Below are 16,236 nucleotides of genomic sequence, written 5' to 3'. Positions count from 1 at the left end.
GCTTAGATCCAGAATGGCAAGTTCTTGCGCATCCTCGCCGCGACGAAGAGGGCGAGCAACCACGTCAAAACCGTCAGCGCCGGCGCAATGACCATTGATTCCAAGGGCGGCACGCGACCGAGCATGGGAGCCCTGAAGACCTCCAGATAATGCGTAAGCGGATTGAAGATCGCCAGTGCCCGCCTGAGACCCGAAGTGTCTTCGTAGATCCAGATGACTGGCGTGATGAAGATCAGCAGCCTCTGCACCGAAGCGATGAGATGCTGGAGGTCGCGATAGCGGGCCCCGAGAAAGCCGAGGCAAAGCTGGAGGGGTATCGCAGTGGCCAGGATCAGCAGGAGGGCCGGCACGCACAGCAGGATTACCGGGAGCGTCGGCCTCCATCCGGTCAGGAGCAGAACAACGACGGCTGCGGTAATCTGGATAGCGAACGGAAAAGCCGAACGGGCAACGCCTTTGAATACGTAGACGGAATAGGGCATCGATGAGCTCTGGATCCACGAGGAAGCCCCTCGAAACACCCAGCACCCTTCGCTCAGGTTCCCGACCAGCAGCGTGAAGACGGGGTAGCCCACAGCGATATAGTGGAAATAGCCGAAACCCTCGCTGTTCGCGAGGCCGCCGAAGAAGAGAGCTATCCCCCCGGCGAACATCAGATAGGACAGAACGATCCACGCGAGCCCCAGCGCGCTTCGCCGGTAGCGGGACTGAATCTCGTCCCAGGCGAATGTCCGCCAGACCGCGCGCATGCTCCAGCCCTGTGCAAGGTCACGAAGAACCGCACGAATCCCGGAAGCGTTCTTCGCAGAAAAAATCTGTGCTGGGGTCATCTAGGAAATTGCGCCGAACAGAGGGAACAAAGCGGTAATCGGTAGCAGAGGACAGTCAGATTGATCCATGGTCCTCCGTCTTCGGGGAGTGCGGGTCATGTTGCTCTTTGGCAAGGCCAGTGAAAGCCGAACCATGCAAACCCTCAAGCGACATTAAACCCAACCTGCGCCGAGAGCCCCAAACCCCGTCATGCTCATTTCGATCGTCACGCCCGTCCTGAACGGAGAACGCTTCCTCCGCGAGACACTCGAGAGTGTTCGATCGCAATCGGAAGTCTCATTTGAACATATCACGGTCGATGGCGGCTCCGAGGACTCGACGACGGCAATCGTGCAGGAGTTCGCCCATCAGGACCCCCGGTTCCGGCTCGTGGAAAGTCCGGGCACATCCCAATACGAGGCCATAGACATCGGTTTCTCTCAATCGCGAGGCCAGATCATAGCGTGGCTGAACGCCGACGACATGTATCTGCCCTGGGCGTTCTCCACGGTACTCCGCTGGAAGACCGCCTTCCCCAAGGAGCGCTGGGTGACGGGATTCCCGGCCTGCTGGGATGAAACCGGCGCATTGACCTATCTCAAGCCGCTCGCATCCTGGCCGAGGTGGATGATCCGGGAGGGTTGGTTCCATGACGGCCTCCTGGGATACCTTCAGCAGGAATCGATGTTCTTCGACCGCACGCTCTACGACGGCCTTCCGGCTGAGGAGAGGAAGAAATTCACGAGTGCCCGTCTCGCTGGGGATTTCATTCTCTGGCGCGCTTTTGCCAGGAACGCCCATCTTTCAACCATCCCGACGTTGCTCGGCGGGTTCCGCCGCCATGGCGATAACCGGTCGGAGAAGCAGGCCGAAGCCTACCGACAGGAGGTCTTGGCCACGGCACCCCGCCAGTTGCCCAACTTTATCGGCGGGCGGTTGAGGTCTGCATTCCTGCGCTGGTCTGCGAACCAGGCATTGATGCTGTCTCTTTCGGCCGAGCGGTCTCATTTGGCGGGAGAGCCTTCGGGTTAAGCTGCACCTCCGCAAAGCCCATCAAGGCGGCTGCCCGCTGGAGGTTATCCATGTGGGCGCTGGCGAGGCGGTCCATGGCGATCCTGCTGGCCGTGCGTATGACCAACAGCTTGCCCCTCGCCGCGATGGCGGCGTTCGAGAGATAGGAGAGAGCAGCCCCCTCCCCTGCGGTTTCGGCGAAGGCTTCGGCGAAGCGGGCGAGCAGCGGGTCGCTGGGGGGGGCTGCTTTTTGCGGTGCCTTGGTCACCCTGGCGGCGAGGCCCTCGAGATCCACCTCGGCGGCGTTGGTGGCGTACCAGGCGAACCAGGCCTCGGGGTCTTTGATCTTGGCGCTTTTCGAAGCAATCGCGAGAGCGAGAATGGCGTCAGGCCCGTGGCGCCTATGGGCCCATGACCAAAGGCGCCGTCCTTTTTTCTCGCCGAGGGCCTCTGCTGCGGCTTTCGACGGGTCGGCGGAAATCCCGGGCATGATGGCTTCGGCCCGTTCGATCATAGCGCTTTCTTCGTCAGGGCGAACCGGTTCGATCCCCTCCCCTTCCCTGTCCTTTTGCCGGAGCGGACGTTCGGAGGTTTGAATCTTTGTATTTCCTGTGGCCCGCTCAATCGCGAGCGGGTGGGCGCCCTCTTCTGAGCGATGGTCATACCTCTCGCTTGCCGAGTTCTCTCGTGACCGACGGATCTCGGCCTCGGTATGGCCGACCGCGCGGCACAGCTCGGGGACCTTGAGCAGGAATGGCTTGAGGTCGATTGCGCCACCCTTCAGCGGCCGGTTCCTCCGGTCATACCGGCGCAGGAGGAAGCCTTTTTCCTCGAGGGAGCCTTTGAGGCGGCGCAGGGTGCTTTCGCCTAGCCCGAGGAGGCGGCACAGCCGCGCCGAGCCCGGCCACACGGAGGTTTCACCAGCCGCTATGCCCTGGATGTCGAGATGGGCGCACAGGGCCATCATCAAGCAGCGCTCTTGCGCCGTCAGCACTTCGGCGGTCCCCAGCGCCAGCGCCTTGTCGATCATCAGCCTGTTGAGATCGAGGGACGCCCGCTCCGTCTGGCAGCGTAGCACCTCGTCCTCATAGCGGTCGTGCCGCCGGGCCAAGCCTGGCTTGAGGCACATCTGTCCTGTCATCGCGCGCACCCTGTCCGGCGCGAAGCCAAAGATCACCTGTGGCGCGAATCGCGCTTTCGGCTTGCACTTTGTCGCGGAGAGGGCTACGCATTCGGTGTCAATCTTATGCGGGAGCCATCGGTTCCGCTTGAAAGCCCGGCCTCTGGCCGGGTTTTTCTTTGCCTTCGCTCTGGTCCTTTCGTCATTTGATCCCCTGCCTACGCCCGGCGCAGGATGGGGGGATAAGTTTCTGGCGACGATTCTGCGGAAGAGTCGATGGACCCTGCCAGAACCGGCCGATGTTGCACATTTTCGTCAGTGCGTGCGGAAAGTGCGACTTTCGAGGTAAACGGAAGGTTAACCCCTACACCGCGACACCGACTCCCGTTAGCGAAGCCCCCGACAGGAGAACCTATGGCGGATTTCAGCCCAGCGACCCGGCGAGTGGCGCGGCTTCAGGAGCGGTCAGTGGGCCTGCTCGATGCCATGCGCGCCCAGCTTCTCGGAGAGACCGAGGAGAAGTCCCTCCCCCTCCGGTTCAGCATCCGGCAAGCGGCAAAGATGGTCGGCAAGTCCGACATGACGATCAGGCGGGCAGAGCAGGAAGGCACCTTGCCCCCGCCGCAAAAGCGCGAAAGCGGGCACCGGGTCGGCTTCACGCTGGAAGACGTGAACCGGATGCGGGACGTCTTCGGCACCCGGCCGGGGCGAGCGGAGAGCGATCCACCGCTCATTCTCGGCGTCCAGAACTTCAAGGGGGGCGTCGGCAAGTCGACGATCGCCACCCACTGCGCGCAGTATTTCGCGCTCCAAGGTTACCGGGTTCTGCTTGTGGATGCTGATCCCCAGGCGAGCTCGACGGGTCTGTTCGGTTACAACCCCGAGACGGATATCCGCGAGGAGGATACCCTGCTCGCCTATCTCGAGCCGGGTGGCCGCGATGGCCTCCATTACGCGGTACGGAAAACGTACTGGGACGGGCTAGACCTGATCCCCGCCTGCCTCGGCCTTTACAATGCCGAGTACCACCTTGCCTCGACCGGCGCCGGCTCGGATCGTTTCGAGCGGCTTCGTCACGGCCTGCGAGAGGTGGCGGAAGGGTACGACATCGTGGTGCTGGACCCGCCCCCTGCCCTTGGCATGATTTCTCTCAACGCCTTGAGGGCTGCCAATGCGCTTCTCATTCCCACGCCCCCGAGTTCAATTGATTACGCCTCGACCGTCTCTTTCCTGCGGATGCTGACATCGGTCCTTGAAACGATGGAGCAGCATGGCGCGGCGATGGACTATCGATTCGTCCAGCTGCTGGCGACGAAGGTGGACGAGAACAAGTCGGCCCATCAGGAGATGCGGGACGCCATGCGCGAAATGTTCGCTGGCGATATCCTGACGACGGCTCTGCTGGACAGCTCGGAGTTCGACAATGCCTCGATCGAGATGCGCACGGTGTATGAGTATGACGGCCCGTCGAACCGGACCTACCGCCGGTGCCGGGCGAACCTCGACAGGGTGATGAACGACCTCGAACTCGCAGTGCGGAACACCTGGCCGTCCCATGAAGCAAGGCTTCGCCGGGAGGGGGTGGCATGATGTTCAACGCGTTGAACAGTGGGACCGCCGAGGCGTGGCAGCCAACTTGGAACAGGTATTCGGCCGAGCGGTTCCACTGCGCAGCCACCTTGTCCGCACGGTCTCTGGTCACCGTAGACTGTTCCGCGTTCAACGCGTTGAACGCCAACTGGGGAGGGCGCTGAGATGGCCCGGAAACGAATTCTAGCCGACGCCGTGAACGCTGCCCGGGAGACGTCCGGCGCATCCCAAGGGGCCGAGCCCAAAAGTCCAGGGCCTCAGATCAACCCCTTCGCCCAGCGGGAAGGGGCCTTGGCCGATATTGCGCAAGGTCGGATCCGCGATGTGCGGCTGCGGATGGTGGACCCGAAAGTCTGCCGGATGTGGGAGAAGCACAACCGGATCTACGACCTGCTCGATGCCGAGAACTGCGCCGACCTCATCGGGTCGATCCGGGCGCAGGGGAAGCAGGAAATCCCCGCAGTGGTTCGCCGCCTCAGGGACGACCCCGAAGGCTTCGAATATGAGGTCATTTCAGGCGCGCGGCGCCATTTCGCCGTCAGCTACCTGCGCGAGGAGGAGAACCGGAAGGAGATCTTCTATCTCGTCGAAATCAAGGACCTCGCCGACGAAGAGGCCTTCCGTTTTGCCGATCTCGAAAACCGGGGGCGCCAGGACATCTCCGATTACGAGCGGGGCAGGGAGTATCTCAAGGCGCTTGGGGACTACTACGACAACAACATGACCCGCATGGCCCAGCGGATGGAGGTCTCGAAGTCCCTGCTGTCGAGCTACATTTCCATCGCTAGGCTGCCCCGCGAAGTCCTCGACGCCTATGGCGACCCGCGCCAGATCGCCGTCCGCCACGGCCAGCAGCTTTCGCCGCTGCTCAAGGGGGAGACGCGGGACCTCGTGCTTGCGAGGGCGAGAGAGATCGCCAAGGCCCAGGACAAGGCTCGTGAACTCGGCGGGACGACCCTCATGGGCGGCGCCGAGGTCTTCAAGCTGCTGAAGGGATCCGCGAAACCGAGCAAGCCCAAACGGCCGCGGGAGGTCAGCGAGAGCGCTGGCGGCCTTCCGTTCTTGACCGCGAGGATCGAGGGCGACAGCCTCAAGCTGGACATCGACCTCGCTGCGAAACCCAAGCCAGAAGAGCTGGCCGCTGCGGTGGTCAGGGCTTACGGGAAGCTCACCGGCAACGTATAGGGGAGGGCAGGATATGCTCCGTATGATGATGATTGGCGCCGCGGCGGGAGCCCTCCTTCTGGGGACGAGCCATGCCTTGTGGCTGAACCCCGGTGTCAGTCTCGGGGCCAGCGAGGCGCGGGTCGTGACCGACTACTATGCCGAGAAAGGGCGCTGCGCACCGGGGCGCCGCGGCTCCGACTGCAGCCGGTCCGGCCGACGCGGCACCAACTACGCGCTTGGCAAGGTGTTGTCGCGAAAGGTTGTCGTCCGGCGCCTGCCGGGGGAACTGGTCGAGGAGCTGCCCAAGCTTAATGAGGGCTATGAATACGCCATCGTCGATGGCGATCTCGGCATCTTGGAGCGCAGGACCCAGAAGCTCGTGGACGTCGTCAGCCTCGGCTGAACTCAGGCGTCCTCGGCCTTCATCTGCTCCATGACCATGGCGAGGGTCTCTTCGCCGGTAAGACGCGGGGCGTCCCCGGTGAAGTCATAATAGTCCGGCTTTGAATCGATAAAGATGTGGGACTTGATGTCCTTGATGGCCGAGGGGTCGTCCACGCTGCCGGCCGATACGGTTTGGTGCCTCCCGTCCTTCATCCGCCAGAACAGGGCCGAGCCGCATTCCGAGCAGGAGCCGCGCTCGGCCCATTCGGAACTCGAATACCAGCGCACCGGCCCTTCGATGGAGATCGTTTCGACATCGAGACCGATGAACGGCCCGCCTTTCCATCGCTGGCAGTCGCTGCAGTGGCAGACGCCCAGACGGCCGTTCTTGCTGGTCGCCTCGTAGGTGACGGCGCCGCAAAGACAGCGGCCGGTGATCTCGAGGTCGCTCACTCGTCGTCCTCTGCATTGATGACGATGAGGGCGCGGATGCCGGTGCGGGCAGCGAGGACACCATCGACCATCTTCGGGGGGTAACGCCATTGCTGGACGGCCGCGAGGACCGAGGGGTTGAGGCAGGGATCGGAGCTGTCGACAATCTCGGCCCCGGTGACGAAGCCCTCGGGACCGGTTTCAAGCTCCACCTCGACAACGCCGCGATAGGGCAGGGGCTTCCCGCGCAGGCAACCCTCGAAACCCTCGGGGCTGACCCGGCGCAGGGGCTGGGCGCTGGGGTCGGACACGACAGGGGTCGGGGGCGGGCTGGAGGCGCAGGCGCCGAGGAGGAGGGCGGGGAGAAGACGTTTCATCAGGGATACCGGACAAAGCTGAACTGGGCGCGCTCTCCGTACCGCCAAGCCGGCTCGCCGCGAACCTTTTTCGGGCAGTAGGTGAACCCGCGAAGGGCTTCCTCGATCACGGGATCGAGACAGGGATGGAGCCTTCGATCATCACGTTGGCGGGCAGGCCTTGCGGGGTGACGTCGAACAGCACCTCCACGGTCACGCGCTCTGGCGGGGCGATCATGCGGCAGCTGTCCACGCCCGCGACCGGGACTGTCGATCGGGGTCCCCTGGCCGTGGCGCCGGGGCCGTCGCAGGGCAGGCGGTGTCCTGGCGGCGTTCCCAGGGAGCGATAGCTGACAGAAGCCGGAGCAGGTGGTTCTGGTTGCGAAACGGCATCGTCCACCGAAGGCGGCTGACGGGTCAGGACCATATGGAGGACAATCGCGGCGATCACTGCAGCGCCAAGCGACAGCACGAAGCCCGATGTCCCTCGATCATCCCCGAACATGGGAAGAAGCTAGCGGGCAGGCACCGGGCAGGCGAGTCTCCGGCTCACGCTCAGTTCTCGAGGACGAAGCGAAGCGCGATCTTGTGATCGTAGGCCCACACGGGATCACCGCTGAGTTCTTTGGCAGTGAAGGACCATGTGGCGACCTGGCGCGCCGCGGTGCGGGCGAAGCAGGGTGAGCCCCAGCACGATCAGCCCAGCAGGGAACAGGGCGATGAGCAGGCGTTTGACCATCATTTTGCGGCAGGAGAGATGGCCGATCCATCGGCTGGCGGGATGACCTGCTCAGGACCGGACTGCACAATGATGACGATGGCCACCACGACGAGGGCGACGGTGACTACACCCATGATCGTTCGGCGCATGGTCATTCCGGCGGCTGATAGACGATGGTGGTCTGGACGCCGTATTGCCAGACGGCCTCACCGCGCTCGACCTTCGGGTTGTACCGCCAGCGGCGCACGGCCCTGACCGCGGAGCGGTCAAAGCAGCTATCGGTCGAATCGACGACCCGCACATTGGCGGTTTCGCCCGCAGGCGTGATGTCGAACTCGACACGGACCCGCTGCACCTGGTTTGCCCTGCCGCCTGCGAAGCAATTGTCGAAACCCGTGGGATCGGCCCGGATCAGGGGTGTCGGCGCGGTGTTCAGTTGCAGCGAACTTGGATCAGCGGCGCCGCCCGAAGGATCGTCGAAGGTCAGATCATCCTTGCCGAGAGGATTGGGGTCGAGCGAGGGCTTCTCCCATTCCGGCGGGTCGGGCTCGACGATCTCGTCGATTTTCGGTTTTTCCGGCTTCGTCCGTTCAGGCTCGGGATCGGGCATGCCGATGGTGATCTTCTCCCGCTCGACCTTCTCGCCGGGCGTGATGTCATCGACAGAAATCACGCCGGCCATGAAGAGGAAGAGGAGGGTCACCACGGCCCCTGCTACGGGAAGCCCCAAGATTTTTCGCCAAGACACCGTTTTCCCTCGCCATTTCTTCCGCGCTGCCTGACGGTCCGCCAAGTGCCAGCGAAGGTCAACCGGCCGCCGCATTGGCGCGGCGCACACGCCCCGCTTGACGGTGGGCGGCGTTGAGCGCATGGAGCCGGCAGGCGCCGATTTGACCCTTCAGCTTGCGGGGCGCTCGACAAGTGTCGCTAAAGCGAAGGGTGCGCGAGGAGAGCCGCAGATGCTCTCCATGATGGGCGCACGCTCCGCTTCCCCCCGCAGGCTGATGGTTCCGGCGCATTCGAGACGGAGCCCTGTGATGAGCCTTGCCGCTGTAGAGACCGCCGAATGTCCGTGTCCGCCTTTTGCGAGGCTGGCGCCATTGGTGATGCGCAACGTCTCGATGAAGGTGCGTTCCGATTGGCGGTCGCGGTCGGGGCAGGGTCTCGAGGGCGAGACCGTGCGCCTGCGGATGGTCGGCAACCCGGCGGGCCCGCGGGTGCTCGTGCTCGGCGGGATCTCCGCAGGGCGCTGCGTGACCTCGCTCGATGACGGCTGGTGGAGCGGGCTGGCCGGGCCCGGGCGGGTGATCGACACGGACCGCTTTCTCGTCATCGGTGCGGACTACCCCCCTTCGGGCCGATGCGAGGCGAAGGATCTCTGTCCCGAAGACTTCGCCCGATTGATCCGTGAAGCGCTCGACGAGGCGGGCGTTCAGCACCTCGAAGCGGTGGTCGGATCATCGTTCGGGGGGATGGTCGGGCTCGCATTCGCTCGTCTCTATCCCGAAACGGTGTCGACATTGGTTGTGCTCTGCGCGGGGCACCGGCCCCACCCGATGGCGACGGCCCTGCGCCATGTGCAACGGCAGATCCTCGACCTGACCGAGGGCACCAATCGCGAGGCTGACGGCGTGGCGCTGGCGAGGCAGCTGGCGATGACAACCTATCGGACGGCGGAGGAATTCGGCGCGCGTTTCGCCGACCAGGGGGAGCTCCGCAGCTATCTCCATCATCATGGCACCAAATATGCGGGCGGGGTCACCGCTGCACGCTACCGGACCCTGAGTCTCGCTATCGACAACCATCGCGAGGACCCACGGACGATCCGCGTGCCGACATTGGTGATCGCGGCGGAGAGCGACCGGGTGGTGCCCCTTTCGATCGTGCAGGAGATGGCGGCGGGGCTGCCGAAGCTTCTTGGCTATGAAGTGTTGCGCTCGGCGTTCGGCCATGATGCCTTCCTCAAGGAAACCGCTACGATCGCGCCGCTTTTGAGGAGGGTGCTGGGATGAATGACGAGAAGAAGCTGGCGACGATCCTGGCCACCACGGGCGTCGCGCGGGACGAGGCGTTCGGCTCGGTCGCGCCGCCGATCGGCCTGTCCACAACCTTCCGCTGGCAGGACCATCGCAAGCCGCCTCGCTATGACTATGCCCGCAAGGAGACGCCGAACCGGGAAGAGCTGGCGGCGTGCCTTGCGAAGCTCGAAGGGGCGGAGAGGGGCGTCATCACGGCGAGCGGGATGGCGGCGATCGATCTGTGCCTGAACCTCGTCGGGCCGGGCGACCTCGTGCTCGCGCCCCATGACTGTTACGGCGGGACGCACAGGCTCCTGACCCACAAGGCGCGGCGGGGTCTGTTCGATATTCTCTTCGCGGATCTCTCCGATCCCGAGGCGCGCGATGCTGCGTTCGCCCTGAAGCCCAAGCTCGCCTATCTCGAGACGCCGTCCAACCCGCTGATGCGAGTCACCGACCTTGCTGCCTGTACCCAGAAGGCGAGGGCGGCCGGATGCCTGACGGTGGCAGACAACACGTTCCTCTCACCTGTCCTGCAGAACCCGATCGCGCTCGGCTGCGACCTGGTGGTGCATTCCACGACCAAGTTCATCTCCGGCCACAGCGATGTCGTAGGGGGTGCCGTTTTGGCGGCGAAACGAGATCTGGGGGATGAGCTGGCATGGTGGGCGAACTGCACGGGTGTGACCGGGCCCGCCTTTGACAGCTGGCTGACCCTGCGCGGGGTCAGGACCCTGAAGGTGCGGGTAGAGGAGCAGCAGCGCACGGCGGAGCGGCTGGCGCGGTTCCTTGAAGCCGATGAACGGATCGCCCGCGTCCACTATCCGGGCCTTGAAAGCCATCCGCAGCACGCCCTTGCGAAGCGCCAGCAAAAGGGCTTCGGCTCGATGCTTTCAGCGGAGCTGCGGGACGGGCTGTCCCTGCCCAAATTCCTCGAAGCCTTGACGATCCCGACGCTGGCCGAGTCCCTGGGCGGCTTCGAGACGCTCGTTTGCGTGCCTGACACCATGACCCATGCGGGGATGGAGGAGCAGGCACGGCGCGAAGCAGGGATCACGCCGGGGCTCTTGCGGTTCTCGATCGGGCTTGAGGACGCAAGCGACCTGCAGGACGACCTGGCGAAAGCCCTTTCGGCTGCGCAATTGTGACGGACGCGCCACACAAAGATAACATTCTCGCGCGACCAGCGATCCAGGCGGCATAATATAGCGCACGGGGGTTGTCCGGTGGCAATCCTTGCTTCATCTGTTTGCGGCACGTGCGTTTTTGCAGGTGCGAAGAGCGATGATGGCAGAACGGCGACCAAAACCGAACGGAAGGCACCCCAGGCGCGGAGTAGCGCCTGAGGCGTTTGCACCGGCGCCTCGCTCGGCTAGGCGCGCTCTCTTCTTATTGGGAGAGAGCCAATGACCGACCGCCTGCGCGTTTTCACCAAGGATGACGTCGATCCTGACGCCCTGAAGGACAAGACCATCGCCGTGATCGGCTACGGTGCCCAGGGCCGCGCCCAGGGCCTCAATCTTAGGGACTCAGGTCTTGAGGTGATCGTCGGCGCGAGGGCCGGAGGCGGGAGCGAACAGCGCGCCCGGGCAGATGGCTTCCATACCCTGTCGGTCGAAGACGCCGCCGAGGAAGCCGATGTCATCGCGATGCTGGCGCCTGACATGGCCCATGGCGAGATTTACGAACAGGTGCTCCGACCCCGGATGAAGGAAGGTGACACGCTTCTCTTCGGGCACGGCTTCTCGGTCCTCTATGGCCTGGTGAAGCCCGCCGCGGACATCGACGTGGTGATGGTCGCGCCCAAGGGCATCGGCCAGCTGGTCCGCCGGGAATATGAAAAGGGGAGGGGGGTGCCTGCTCTCTTCTCGATCCATCAGGACGCAACGGGCAACGCGACGAAGACCGCGCTCGGCTATGCCGACGGGATCGGCGGTACGGCAGCGGCGATCTGGGAGACAACCTTCCGCGACGAGGCCGAAACCGACATGTTCGGTGAACAGGCGGTCCTCTGCGGCGGCGTCACGGAGCTGTTCCTGCGCGCCTACGAAACGCTGGTCGAGGCAGGCTATCCGCGTGAACTTGCGTATACGGAGTGTTTTCACGAGCTGAAGCTGGTGGTCGACATCCTCCATGAGGGCGGCCTCAACAAAATGTACAGCTCTATCAGCGAGACTGCGGCCTTCGGCGATCTGTTGAACGGCGGCTCGATCATCGGGCCAGAGGTCAAGGAGCGCATGAAGGGGGTGCTGGACCAGATCCGCTCAGGCCAGTTTGCCCATGAATGGATCCTGGAGAACCAGGCCGGGAAAGCACGCTTTGAAGCGATGAAGGCCCGGAAGCGCGATCACGACATCGAAGATATCGGCCAGCACGTCAGGAGCTTCATGCCCTGGCTTGAGGGCGGAGGGAATAACTCAGGAGACTGACGATGATGCAAGCCGAGAGATATCTGGGAAGATCGGCGAAGACCGTGACCCCCCCCAAGCCCCGTGCCAAGCCGCGCGCGGTGAGCAAGGCCAAGCCGGTTGCCGACAAGCCCAATGGCGGAGCTTTCGGCGGATTTCTCGGCGCTGCGCCCTAAGCCTCCGCGGCTTCGGTCAGCTCGCTGAGCGCCTTGTCGAGAGCGTCGAGCGTTTCTCTCGGTAGCGCCTTCAGCAGGTCGGCTTCCATCTTTCGTGCGCGGGGAATCACCTCGGCATAGACCCGCTCGCCCGCTTCGGTGAGGCTGAGCGCGGCGCGCCGGTTGTCGTCGGGGCGCGTTCTCTTTTGAATCAGGCCACGATTGACCAGAGCGCTCGCCGCGCGGCTGACGGCGACCTTGTCGAGGGCCGTCTTCTGGGTCAGCTCCGTGGCCGTCATGCCGGGATACTCGCCAAGCACGGCCATCACCCGCCACTGGGTGGTCGACAGGCCGAACTCCGCCTCATAGGTCTCGGCTATCCTGCGCGAAACCAGGTTCGACGCCAGCGACAGCCGGAACGGCAGGAACTCTTCCAGTTTGAGCGGCGGAACGGTCACGGATCTCCCCAATCGAAGCGACAGGCTAGCCGTGGCGGGGCCTTGCGTTCAACCGGTTGCAGATGAAACCAAAGGCGGCTGTTCCCTCGCGCGCATCTTCGCGGTAGGGGCCGCACTTCGCTTGGAGACTGTCATGACCACCTTGCTGGACAAGCTCGAAAAAGCTCCCGCCGACCCGCTTCTCGGCGTGATGGCTGCGGCACGCGCGGACACGCGCCCCGACAAGATCGACCTCGGCGTGGGCATCTACAAGAACAGCGAAGGCGAAACGCCCGTCATGGCCGCCGTGAAGGAGGCCGAGCGCATCCTGATCGAGGAGGAGACGACCAAGGCCTATGAAGGGCCACACGGCAATCCTCTTTACTGCGATCAGGTTGGCAAGATGATCCTTGGCGAGTTGACTGATCGGCACACGGTGTTTGCGACGCCCGGCGGGTCGGGCGGCCTGTCGATCGGCATGCAGCTGGCGAAGGTTGCATCGCCTGGCGCCCGCCTCTTCGTCTCGCAACCCAATTGGCCGAACCATGTCGGCATCGGCAAGGCCGTCGGCTACGACATTCACACTTTCGACTGGGTCTCGTCCTCCGACGGGACGCCGGACATGGAGCGGGTGAAGGCCGGCCTGGCCGATGCGCGCGCAGGTGACGTCGTCCTGCTTCAGGGACCCTGCCACAATCCAACGGGCACGGATTTTTCTCCGGCGCAGTGGTCGGAGATCTCGTCATTTCTTGGCGGCAAGGGCGTGTTGCCGTTCATCGACGTGGCCTATCAGGGTTTCGGGGTTGGCCTCGAAGAAGATATCGCCCCGATTCGCGACTTTCTCGCGGCCTTGCCCGAGGCTATCGTCACCTATTCCTGCTCGAAGAATTTCGGTCTCTACCGGGAGCGTACCGGTGCGCTGGTCCTGCAGGCGCCTTCAGCAGATGCACTCGACGCTGCGCGAGGCCAGGCGGCCGGGATCATTCGTACGTCCTACTCCATGCCGCCTGCCCACGGCCCGGCTGTCGTGGCGACCATCCTGTCGCGCCCGGCCCTGCGGGAGAAGTGGCTGGCAGAGCTCGACGAGATGCGGGGTAGGCTGAATTTCATTCGCGAGAATTTTGCTTCGGCTCTCGTGCGTGAGACCAATTCGGACAGCTTCGCCCGGATCGCCCATGAGAAGGGTATGTTCGCAACACTCCCGTTCAAGAAGGGCGGCGTGGAAGCCATCCGGGAAGCGCACGCGATTTATATGCCCGGCTCCGGACGTGTGAACATTGCGGGCCTGAGCGAAGACCGGATCGACGAGATCGCGCGCAAGATGGCGCCGCAACTCAATCCGGGAAGCTGACCTTCCCCATCGTGACCGCAGGGCCACCCCGGATCCGTCCACGGAACGTCTCCATGCTGCCCGCCACCAGCTCGTTGGCGAGCACAGCGAAAAGGACGGCCTCCTTGGCGTCCGGTTCGATCCCGAGTGCTTCGGTGGTCTGAACCGACGCTCCGGGCAGGAGATGTGCGAGGTTCTCCATCAGGAGAGGGTTCCGCGCGCCGCCGCCACTGACAAAAATCTCTGGGATCGGATCGAGTGCGCCGATGGCATCGGCAATCGTCTCTGCGGAGAACCGATTGAGGGTTGCCATGAGGTCGGGCGTGCTCACCTGGGCCCCGAGCGAATGCAGATGGCGCTCCAGCCAACGCATCGAAAAAAGCTCCGGCCCCGTCGTCTTCGGCATCGAAAGGCCGAAGAATGCTTCGCCCTTAAGCCTTCTGAGCAATGCGTCGTTCACGGATCCCGCCCTCGCCAGTGCCGCATCACGGTCATAGGGGAGGGAGGGGTCGTGCTGCCGCGCTACCGCGTCCATGAGCGTGTTGCCGGGGCCAATGTCGCTGCTGAAAGCTTCCGCATGGCCCTCCGAGGGCGGAAGGAAGGTATAGTTGGCAATGCCGCCAATGTTGAGAAGCACGCGCGCCCTGTCGGGGGCGCTGAACAGCAGGGCGTCACCATAGGCGGCAAGCGGGGCACCTTCCCCGCCAGCCGCAATATGCTTCTGCCTGAAGTCCGAGATTGTGATGATCCCGGTGCGGACGGAAAGGTGATCGCCATCCCCGATCTGCAGGGTGGCATTCGGACTGGCCTCGTCCCCATGGAGGGAGCGCGGGGCGTGGTAGATGGTCTGCCCATGGCTGGCGACAAGATCGACCTCGGCCGGGCTCACGCCCCATCGGGACAGCGCATCGAGAACGAGTTCCGCATGGGTGTCAGCAATGACCGGGTGGAGCAGGGTCAGCGCTTCTAGATCGACGCTTGTCTTTGCAAAGACAGCCCTGATCCGTGAGCGGAAGCTTTCTGAATAGTCCGCGGTCTCGAACTTCAGGATCCGGGCTTCGGTGTCGAACCCCGCGCCCGACACCTCGCACAAGGCGATATCGAGGCCGTCGAGAGACGTGCCGCTCATCAGGCCGATAATCAGGCGCCGGTCCTTTCCAGCGATACCAGCCAGATGCCTGACTCCGGCGAGGCTCATGCGGCAGCCTCGTATAGCCTGAGTTGTTTCAGGCGCTCCTCTGCCTCTCCTCGGTCGAAGGGCTTCGGCGACCCGGCAGCAATACTCCGTGCACGGTCAGCGCGCTCCTTGGTCGGGCCAGTCAGCTCGATCGCGGCACGCGCGACACTCTCCATGTCCGCAGGCTCGGCATTGCAGTGGCAGATGATCTCGCAACCGGCTTCCAGCGCCGCGCGACTGCGCTCCTCGATCGTTCCTCCGAGCGCGTTCATATTGATGTCGTCAGTCAGGATCAGCCCCTGGTAGCCCCAGCTCTCGCGGATCAGCTCGCGGACGACCAGCGGCGATAGCGTGCCCGGACGATCGGCATCGATATCCTCGTAGAGGACATGCGCCGTCATCAGCATCGCCTCCTTTTTCAGTGCAAGGAAAGGTACGAAGTCTGTCTGCTCAAGGACCTTCCTGCTAGCGCTGACGCGGGGAAGATCGTGGTGGCTGTCCGCATCGCCCCGGCCATGTCCGGGAGCGTGCTTGACGCAGGGAGCGACACCCCCTTCACGAAGGCCAAGGGCTGTAGCCTTGCCAAGGACGGTGACGGTCTCGGGGTCGCTTCCCAAGGCGCGCTCCTGCAGGAATTCGTGTGCCGAGGGCTGGACCACATCGAGCATCGGCGCGCAATCCGCATTGATCCCGAGAGACTTCATCTCGTCCGCCATGAGCCTGGCGTTCAGCCATGAGGCTTCCGCCGCCGCTTCCGGGTCATCAGCATAAAGCTCGGCAAAGCGACGGGGAGCGGGCGGATGCCTGAAGTGAGGGCGCCGCAGCCGCGCAACCGGACCGCCTTCCTGGTCGATAAAGACAGGAGCGTCAGGATCATCGCTTGCTTCGCGCAGGGCTGCGGTCAATGCCCGGACCTGGTCAGGTGAATCGATATTCCGCCCAAAGAGTATGTATCCCCAAGGCCTCTGGTCCCTGAAGAATGAGCGCTCCCAGTCAGTCAGCTCCACGCCGGAGCAGCCGTAAAGAGCAGATGTACGTGCGGTCATGGCCTCGCTCCGCTTCAGACTTTTACATGAAGCAACCGGCTGTGAATGGTTTCCTCTCCGGGAAAGTTCGATTT

18 protein-coding genes are annotated in these 16,236 nt (G+C 63.7%); 8 read left to right on the top strand and 10 right to left on the bottom strand.

The genetic code is table 11. The features are described 5' to 3' along the window. Positions 1 to 2: 2 nt before the first annotated feature. Positions 3 to 830 carry an ABC transporter permease gene (locus tag IE053_RS13850; RefSeq protein WP_189577117.1) on the bottom strand — a complete coding sequence of 276 codons (828 nt, stop codon included), beginning with the start codon at positions 828 to 830 and terminating at the stop codon, positions 3 to 5. Between the two features lie 190 nt (positions 831 to 1,020). Between IE053_RS13850 and IE053_RS13845 the strand changes: the two genes are divergently transcribed. Then, positions 1,021 to 1,842 carry a glycosyltransferase gene (locus tag IE053_RS13845; RefSeq protein ID WP_189577115.1) on the top strand — a complete coding sequence of 274 codons (822 nt, stop codon included), beginning with the start codon at positions 1,021 to 1,023 and terminating at the stop codon, positions 1,840 to 1,842. Here the strand turns inward: IE053_RS13845 and IE053_RS13840 are convergent. Then, positions 1,733 to 2,962: a hypothetical protein gene (locus IE053_RS13840; RefSeq protein ID WP_189577113.1), complete on the bottom strand. Its 1,230-nt coding sequence runs from the start codon at positions 2,960 to 2,962 to the stop codon at positions 1,733 to 1,735. The genes IE053_RS13845 and IE053_RS13840 overlap by 110 nt on opposite strands. 393 nt (positions 2,963 to 3,355) lie before the next feature. Between IE053_RS13840 and IE053_RS13835 the strand changes: the two genes are divergently transcribed. The 3 genes from IE053_RS13835 to IE053_RS13825 all read left to right on the top strand — a co-directional run bounded on the left by IE053_RS13835 (position 3,356) and on the right by IE053_RS13825 (position 6,101). Beyond that, positions 3,356 to 4,531 (top strand): AAA family ATPase, encoded by a 1,176-nt coding sequence (locus IE053_RS13835; protein WP_189577111.1) that lies wholly within the window; start codon positions 3,356 to 3,358, stop codon positions 4,529 to 4,531. 165 nt (positions 4,532 to 4,696) lie between these two features. Further along, complete coding sequence (locus IE053_RS13830; RefSeq protein ID WP_189577109.1) at positions 4,697 to 5,716, top strand: ParB/RepB/Spo0J family partition protein; 1,020 nt, start codon at positions 4,697 to 4,699, stop codon at positions 5,714 to 5,716. 13 nt (positions 5,717 to 5,729) lie between these two features. Continuing rightward, the gene (locus IE053_RS13825) at positions 5,730 to 6,101 is read left to right on the top strand and encodes a hypothetical protein (RefSeq protein WP_189577107.1); all 372 of its coding nucleotides are present in this window, start codon (positions 5,730 to 5,732) and stop codon (positions 6,099 to 6,101) included. Between the two features lie 2 nt (positions 6,102 to 6,103). Here IE053_RS13825 and IE053_RS13820 read toward each other — a convergent pair whose 3' ends face one another. From IE053_RS13820 to IE053_RS13800, 5 genes are all read right to left on the bottom strand, one after another. Beyond that, a complete protein-coding gene (locus IE053_RS13820) occupies positions 6,104 to 6,535 on the bottom strand; it encodes a GFA family protein (protein WP_189577105.1) in 432 nt (143 codons plus the stop codon). After that, entirely contained in the window at positions 6,532 to 6,891 is a 360-nt protein-coding gene (locus IE053_RS13815) for a TonB family protein (RefSeq protein ID WP_189577103.1), read from the bottom strand. Before IE053_RS13815 ends, IE053_RS13820 begins: the two co-directional genes overlap by 4 nt. Positions 6,892 to 6,997: 106 nt before the next feature. Beyond that, positions 6,998 to 7,375, bottom strand: coding sequence for a hypothetical protein (locus tag IE053_RS13810; protein WP_189577101.1), 378 nt, complete (start codon positions 7,373 to 7,375; stop codon positions 6,998 to 7,000). Positions 7,376 to 7,608: 233 nt separating this feature from the next. After that, positions 7,609 to 7,746, bottom strand: a complete 138-nt coding sequence (locus IE053_RS13805; protein WP_189577099.1) for a hypothetical protein — start codon at positions 7,744 to 7,746, stop codon at positions 7,609 to 7,611. Next, positions 7,743 to 8,294 carry an energy transducer TonB gene (locus tag IE053_RS13800; RefSeq protein WP_189577098.1) on the bottom strand — a complete coding sequence of 184 codons (552 nt, stop codon included), beginning with the start codon at positions 8,292 to 8,294 and terminating at the stop codon, positions 7,743 to 7,745. The genes IE053_RS13805 and IE053_RS13800 overlap by 4 nt, the downstream gene beginning before the upstream one ends. A 334-nt stretch (positions 8,295 to 8,628) precedes the next feature. Between IE053_RS13800 and IE053_RS13795 the strand changes: the two genes are divergently transcribed. The 3 genes from IE053_RS13795 (at position 8,629) to ilvC (ending at position 12,038) form a co-directional block, all read left to right on the top strand. Next, on the top strand, positions 8,629 to 9,603 hold the full coding sequence (locus tag IE053_RS13795; protein WP_189577097.1) for an alpha/beta fold hydrolase: 975 nt from the start codon (positions 8,629 to 8,631) through the stop codon (positions 9,601 to 9,603). Continuing rightward, a complete protein-coding gene (locus tag IE053_RS13790; protein ID WP_189577096.1) occupies positions 9,600 to 10,757 on the top strand; it encodes a trans-sulfuration enzyme family protein in 1,158 nt (385 codons plus the stop codon). The genes IE053_RS13795 and IE053_RS13790 overlap by 4 nt, the downstream gene beginning before the upstream one ends. A gap of 258 nt (positions 10,758 to 11,015) precedes the next feature. Then, on the top strand, positions 11,016 to 12,038 hold the full coding sequence (gene ilvC / locus IE053_RS13785; RefSeq protein WP_189577094.1) for a ketol-acid reductoisomerase: 1,023 nt from the start codon (positions 11,016 to 11,018) through the stop codon (positions 12,036 to 12,038). Positions 12,039 to 12,189: 151 nt separating this feature from the next. Here ilvC and IE053_RS13780 read toward each other — a convergent pair whose 3' ends face one another. After that, complete coding sequence (locus IE053_RS13780) at positions 12,190 to 12,630, bottom strand: MarR family winged helix-turn-helix transcriptional regulator (protein WP_229786257.1); 441 nt, start codon at positions 12,628 to 12,630, stop codon at positions 12,190 to 12,192. Positions 12,631 to 12,763: 133 nt separating this feature from the next. Here IE053_RS13780 and IE053_RS13775 point away from each other — a divergent pair, with 133 nt between their 5' ends. Beyond that, positions 12,764 to 13,960: an aromatic amino acid transaminase gene (locus IE053_RS13775; RefSeq protein ID WP_189577092.1), complete on the top strand. Its 1,197-nt coding sequence runs from the start codon at positions 12,764 to 12,766 to the stop codon at positions 13,958 to 13,960. On the opposite strand, the gene IE053_RS13770 is transcribed toward IE053_RS13775, so the two are convergent. Both IE053_RS13770 and nagZ read right to left on the bottom strand, forming a co-directional pair. Next, positions 13,944 to 15,137 carry an anhydro-N-acetylmuramic acid kinase gene (locus tag IE053_RS13770; protein WP_189577090.1) on the bottom strand — a complete coding sequence of 398 codons (1,194 nt, stop codon included), beginning with the start codon at positions 15,135 to 15,137 and terminating at the stop codon, positions 13,944 to 13,946. The genes IE053_RS13775 and IE053_RS13770 overlap by 17 nt on opposite strands. Beyond that, complete coding sequence (gene nagZ, locus IE053_RS13765; protein WP_189577088.1) at positions 15,134 to 16,162, bottom strand: beta-N-acetylhexosaminidase; 1,029 nt, start codon at positions 16,160 to 16,162, stop codon at positions 15,134 to 15,136. Before nagZ ends, IE053_RS13770 begins: the two co-directional genes overlap by 4 nt. Between the last annotated feature and the right edge of the window lie 74 nt (positions 16,163 to 16,236).

Source organism: Parvularcula lutaonensis (genome assembly GCF_014651915.1).
Classification (GTDB): domain Bacteria; phylum Pseudomonadota; class Alphaproteobacteria; order Caulobacterales; family Parvularculaceae; genus Parvularcula; species Parvularcula lutaonensis.
The sequence above is the reverse complement of the archived record's forward strand: the minus strand, read 5'-3'. Positions and strand labels throughout refer to the sequence as shown.

Coding starts and splice junctions, on each gene's coding strand:
- IE053_RS13850 (WP_189577117.1), bottom strand. CDS start 830: ATGACCCCAGCACAGATTTTTTCTGCGAAGAACGCTTCCGGGATTCGT.
- IE053_RS13845 (WP_189577115.1), top strand. CDS start 1,021: ATGCTCATTTCGATCGTCACGCCCGTCCTGAACGGAGAACGCTTCCTC.
- IE053_RS13840 (WP_189577113.1), bottom strand. CDS start 2,962: ATGACAGGACAGATGTGCCTCAAGCCAGGCTTGGCCCGGCGGCACGAC.
- IE053_RS13835 (WP_189577111.1), top strand. CDS start 3,356: ATGGCGGATTTCAGCCCAGCGACCCGGCGAGTGGCGCGGCTTCAGGAG.
- IE053_RS13830 (WP_189577109.1), top strand. CDS start 4,697: ATGGCCCGGAAACGAATTCTAGCCGACGCCGTGAACGCTGCCCGGGAG.
- IE053_RS13825 (WP_189577107.1), top strand. CDS start 5,730: ATGCTCCGTATGATGATGATTGGCGCCGCGGCGGGAGCCCTCCTTCTG.
- IE053_RS13815 (WP_189577103.1), bottom strand. CDS start 6,891: ATGAAACGTCTTCTCCCCGCCCTCCTCCTCGGCGCCTGCGCCTCCAGC.
- IE053_RS13810 (WP_189577101.1), bottom strand. CDS start 7,375: ATGTTCGGGGATGATCGAGGGACATCGGGCTTCGTGCTGTCGCTTGGC.
- IE053_RS13805 (WP_189577099.1), bottom strand. CDS start 7,746: ATGACCATGCGCCGAACGATCATGGGTGTAGTCACCGTCGCCCTCGTC.
- IE053_RS13795 (WP_189577097.1), top strand. CDS start 8,629: ATGAGCCTTGCCGCTGTAGAGACCGCCGAATGTCCGTGTCCGCCTTTT.
- IE053_RS13790 (WP_189577096.1), top strand. CDS start 9,600: ATGAATGACGAGAAGAAGCTGGCGACGATCCTGGCCACCACGGGCGTC.
- ilvC (WP_189577094.1), top strand. CDS start 11,016: ATGACCGACCGCCTGCGCGTTTTCACCAAGGATGACGTCGATCCTGAC.
- IE053_RS13775 (WP_189577092.1), top strand. CDS start 12,764: ATGACCACCTTGCTGGACAAGCTCGAAAAAGCTCCCGCCGACCCGCTT.
- IE053_RS13770 (WP_189577090.1), bottom strand. CDS start 15,137: ATGAGCCTCGCCGGAGTCAGGCATCTGGCTGGTATCGCTGGAAAGGAC.
- nagZ (WP_189577088.1), bottom strand. CDS start 16,162: ATGACCGCACGTACATCTGCTCTTTACGGCTGCTCCGGCGTGGAGCTG.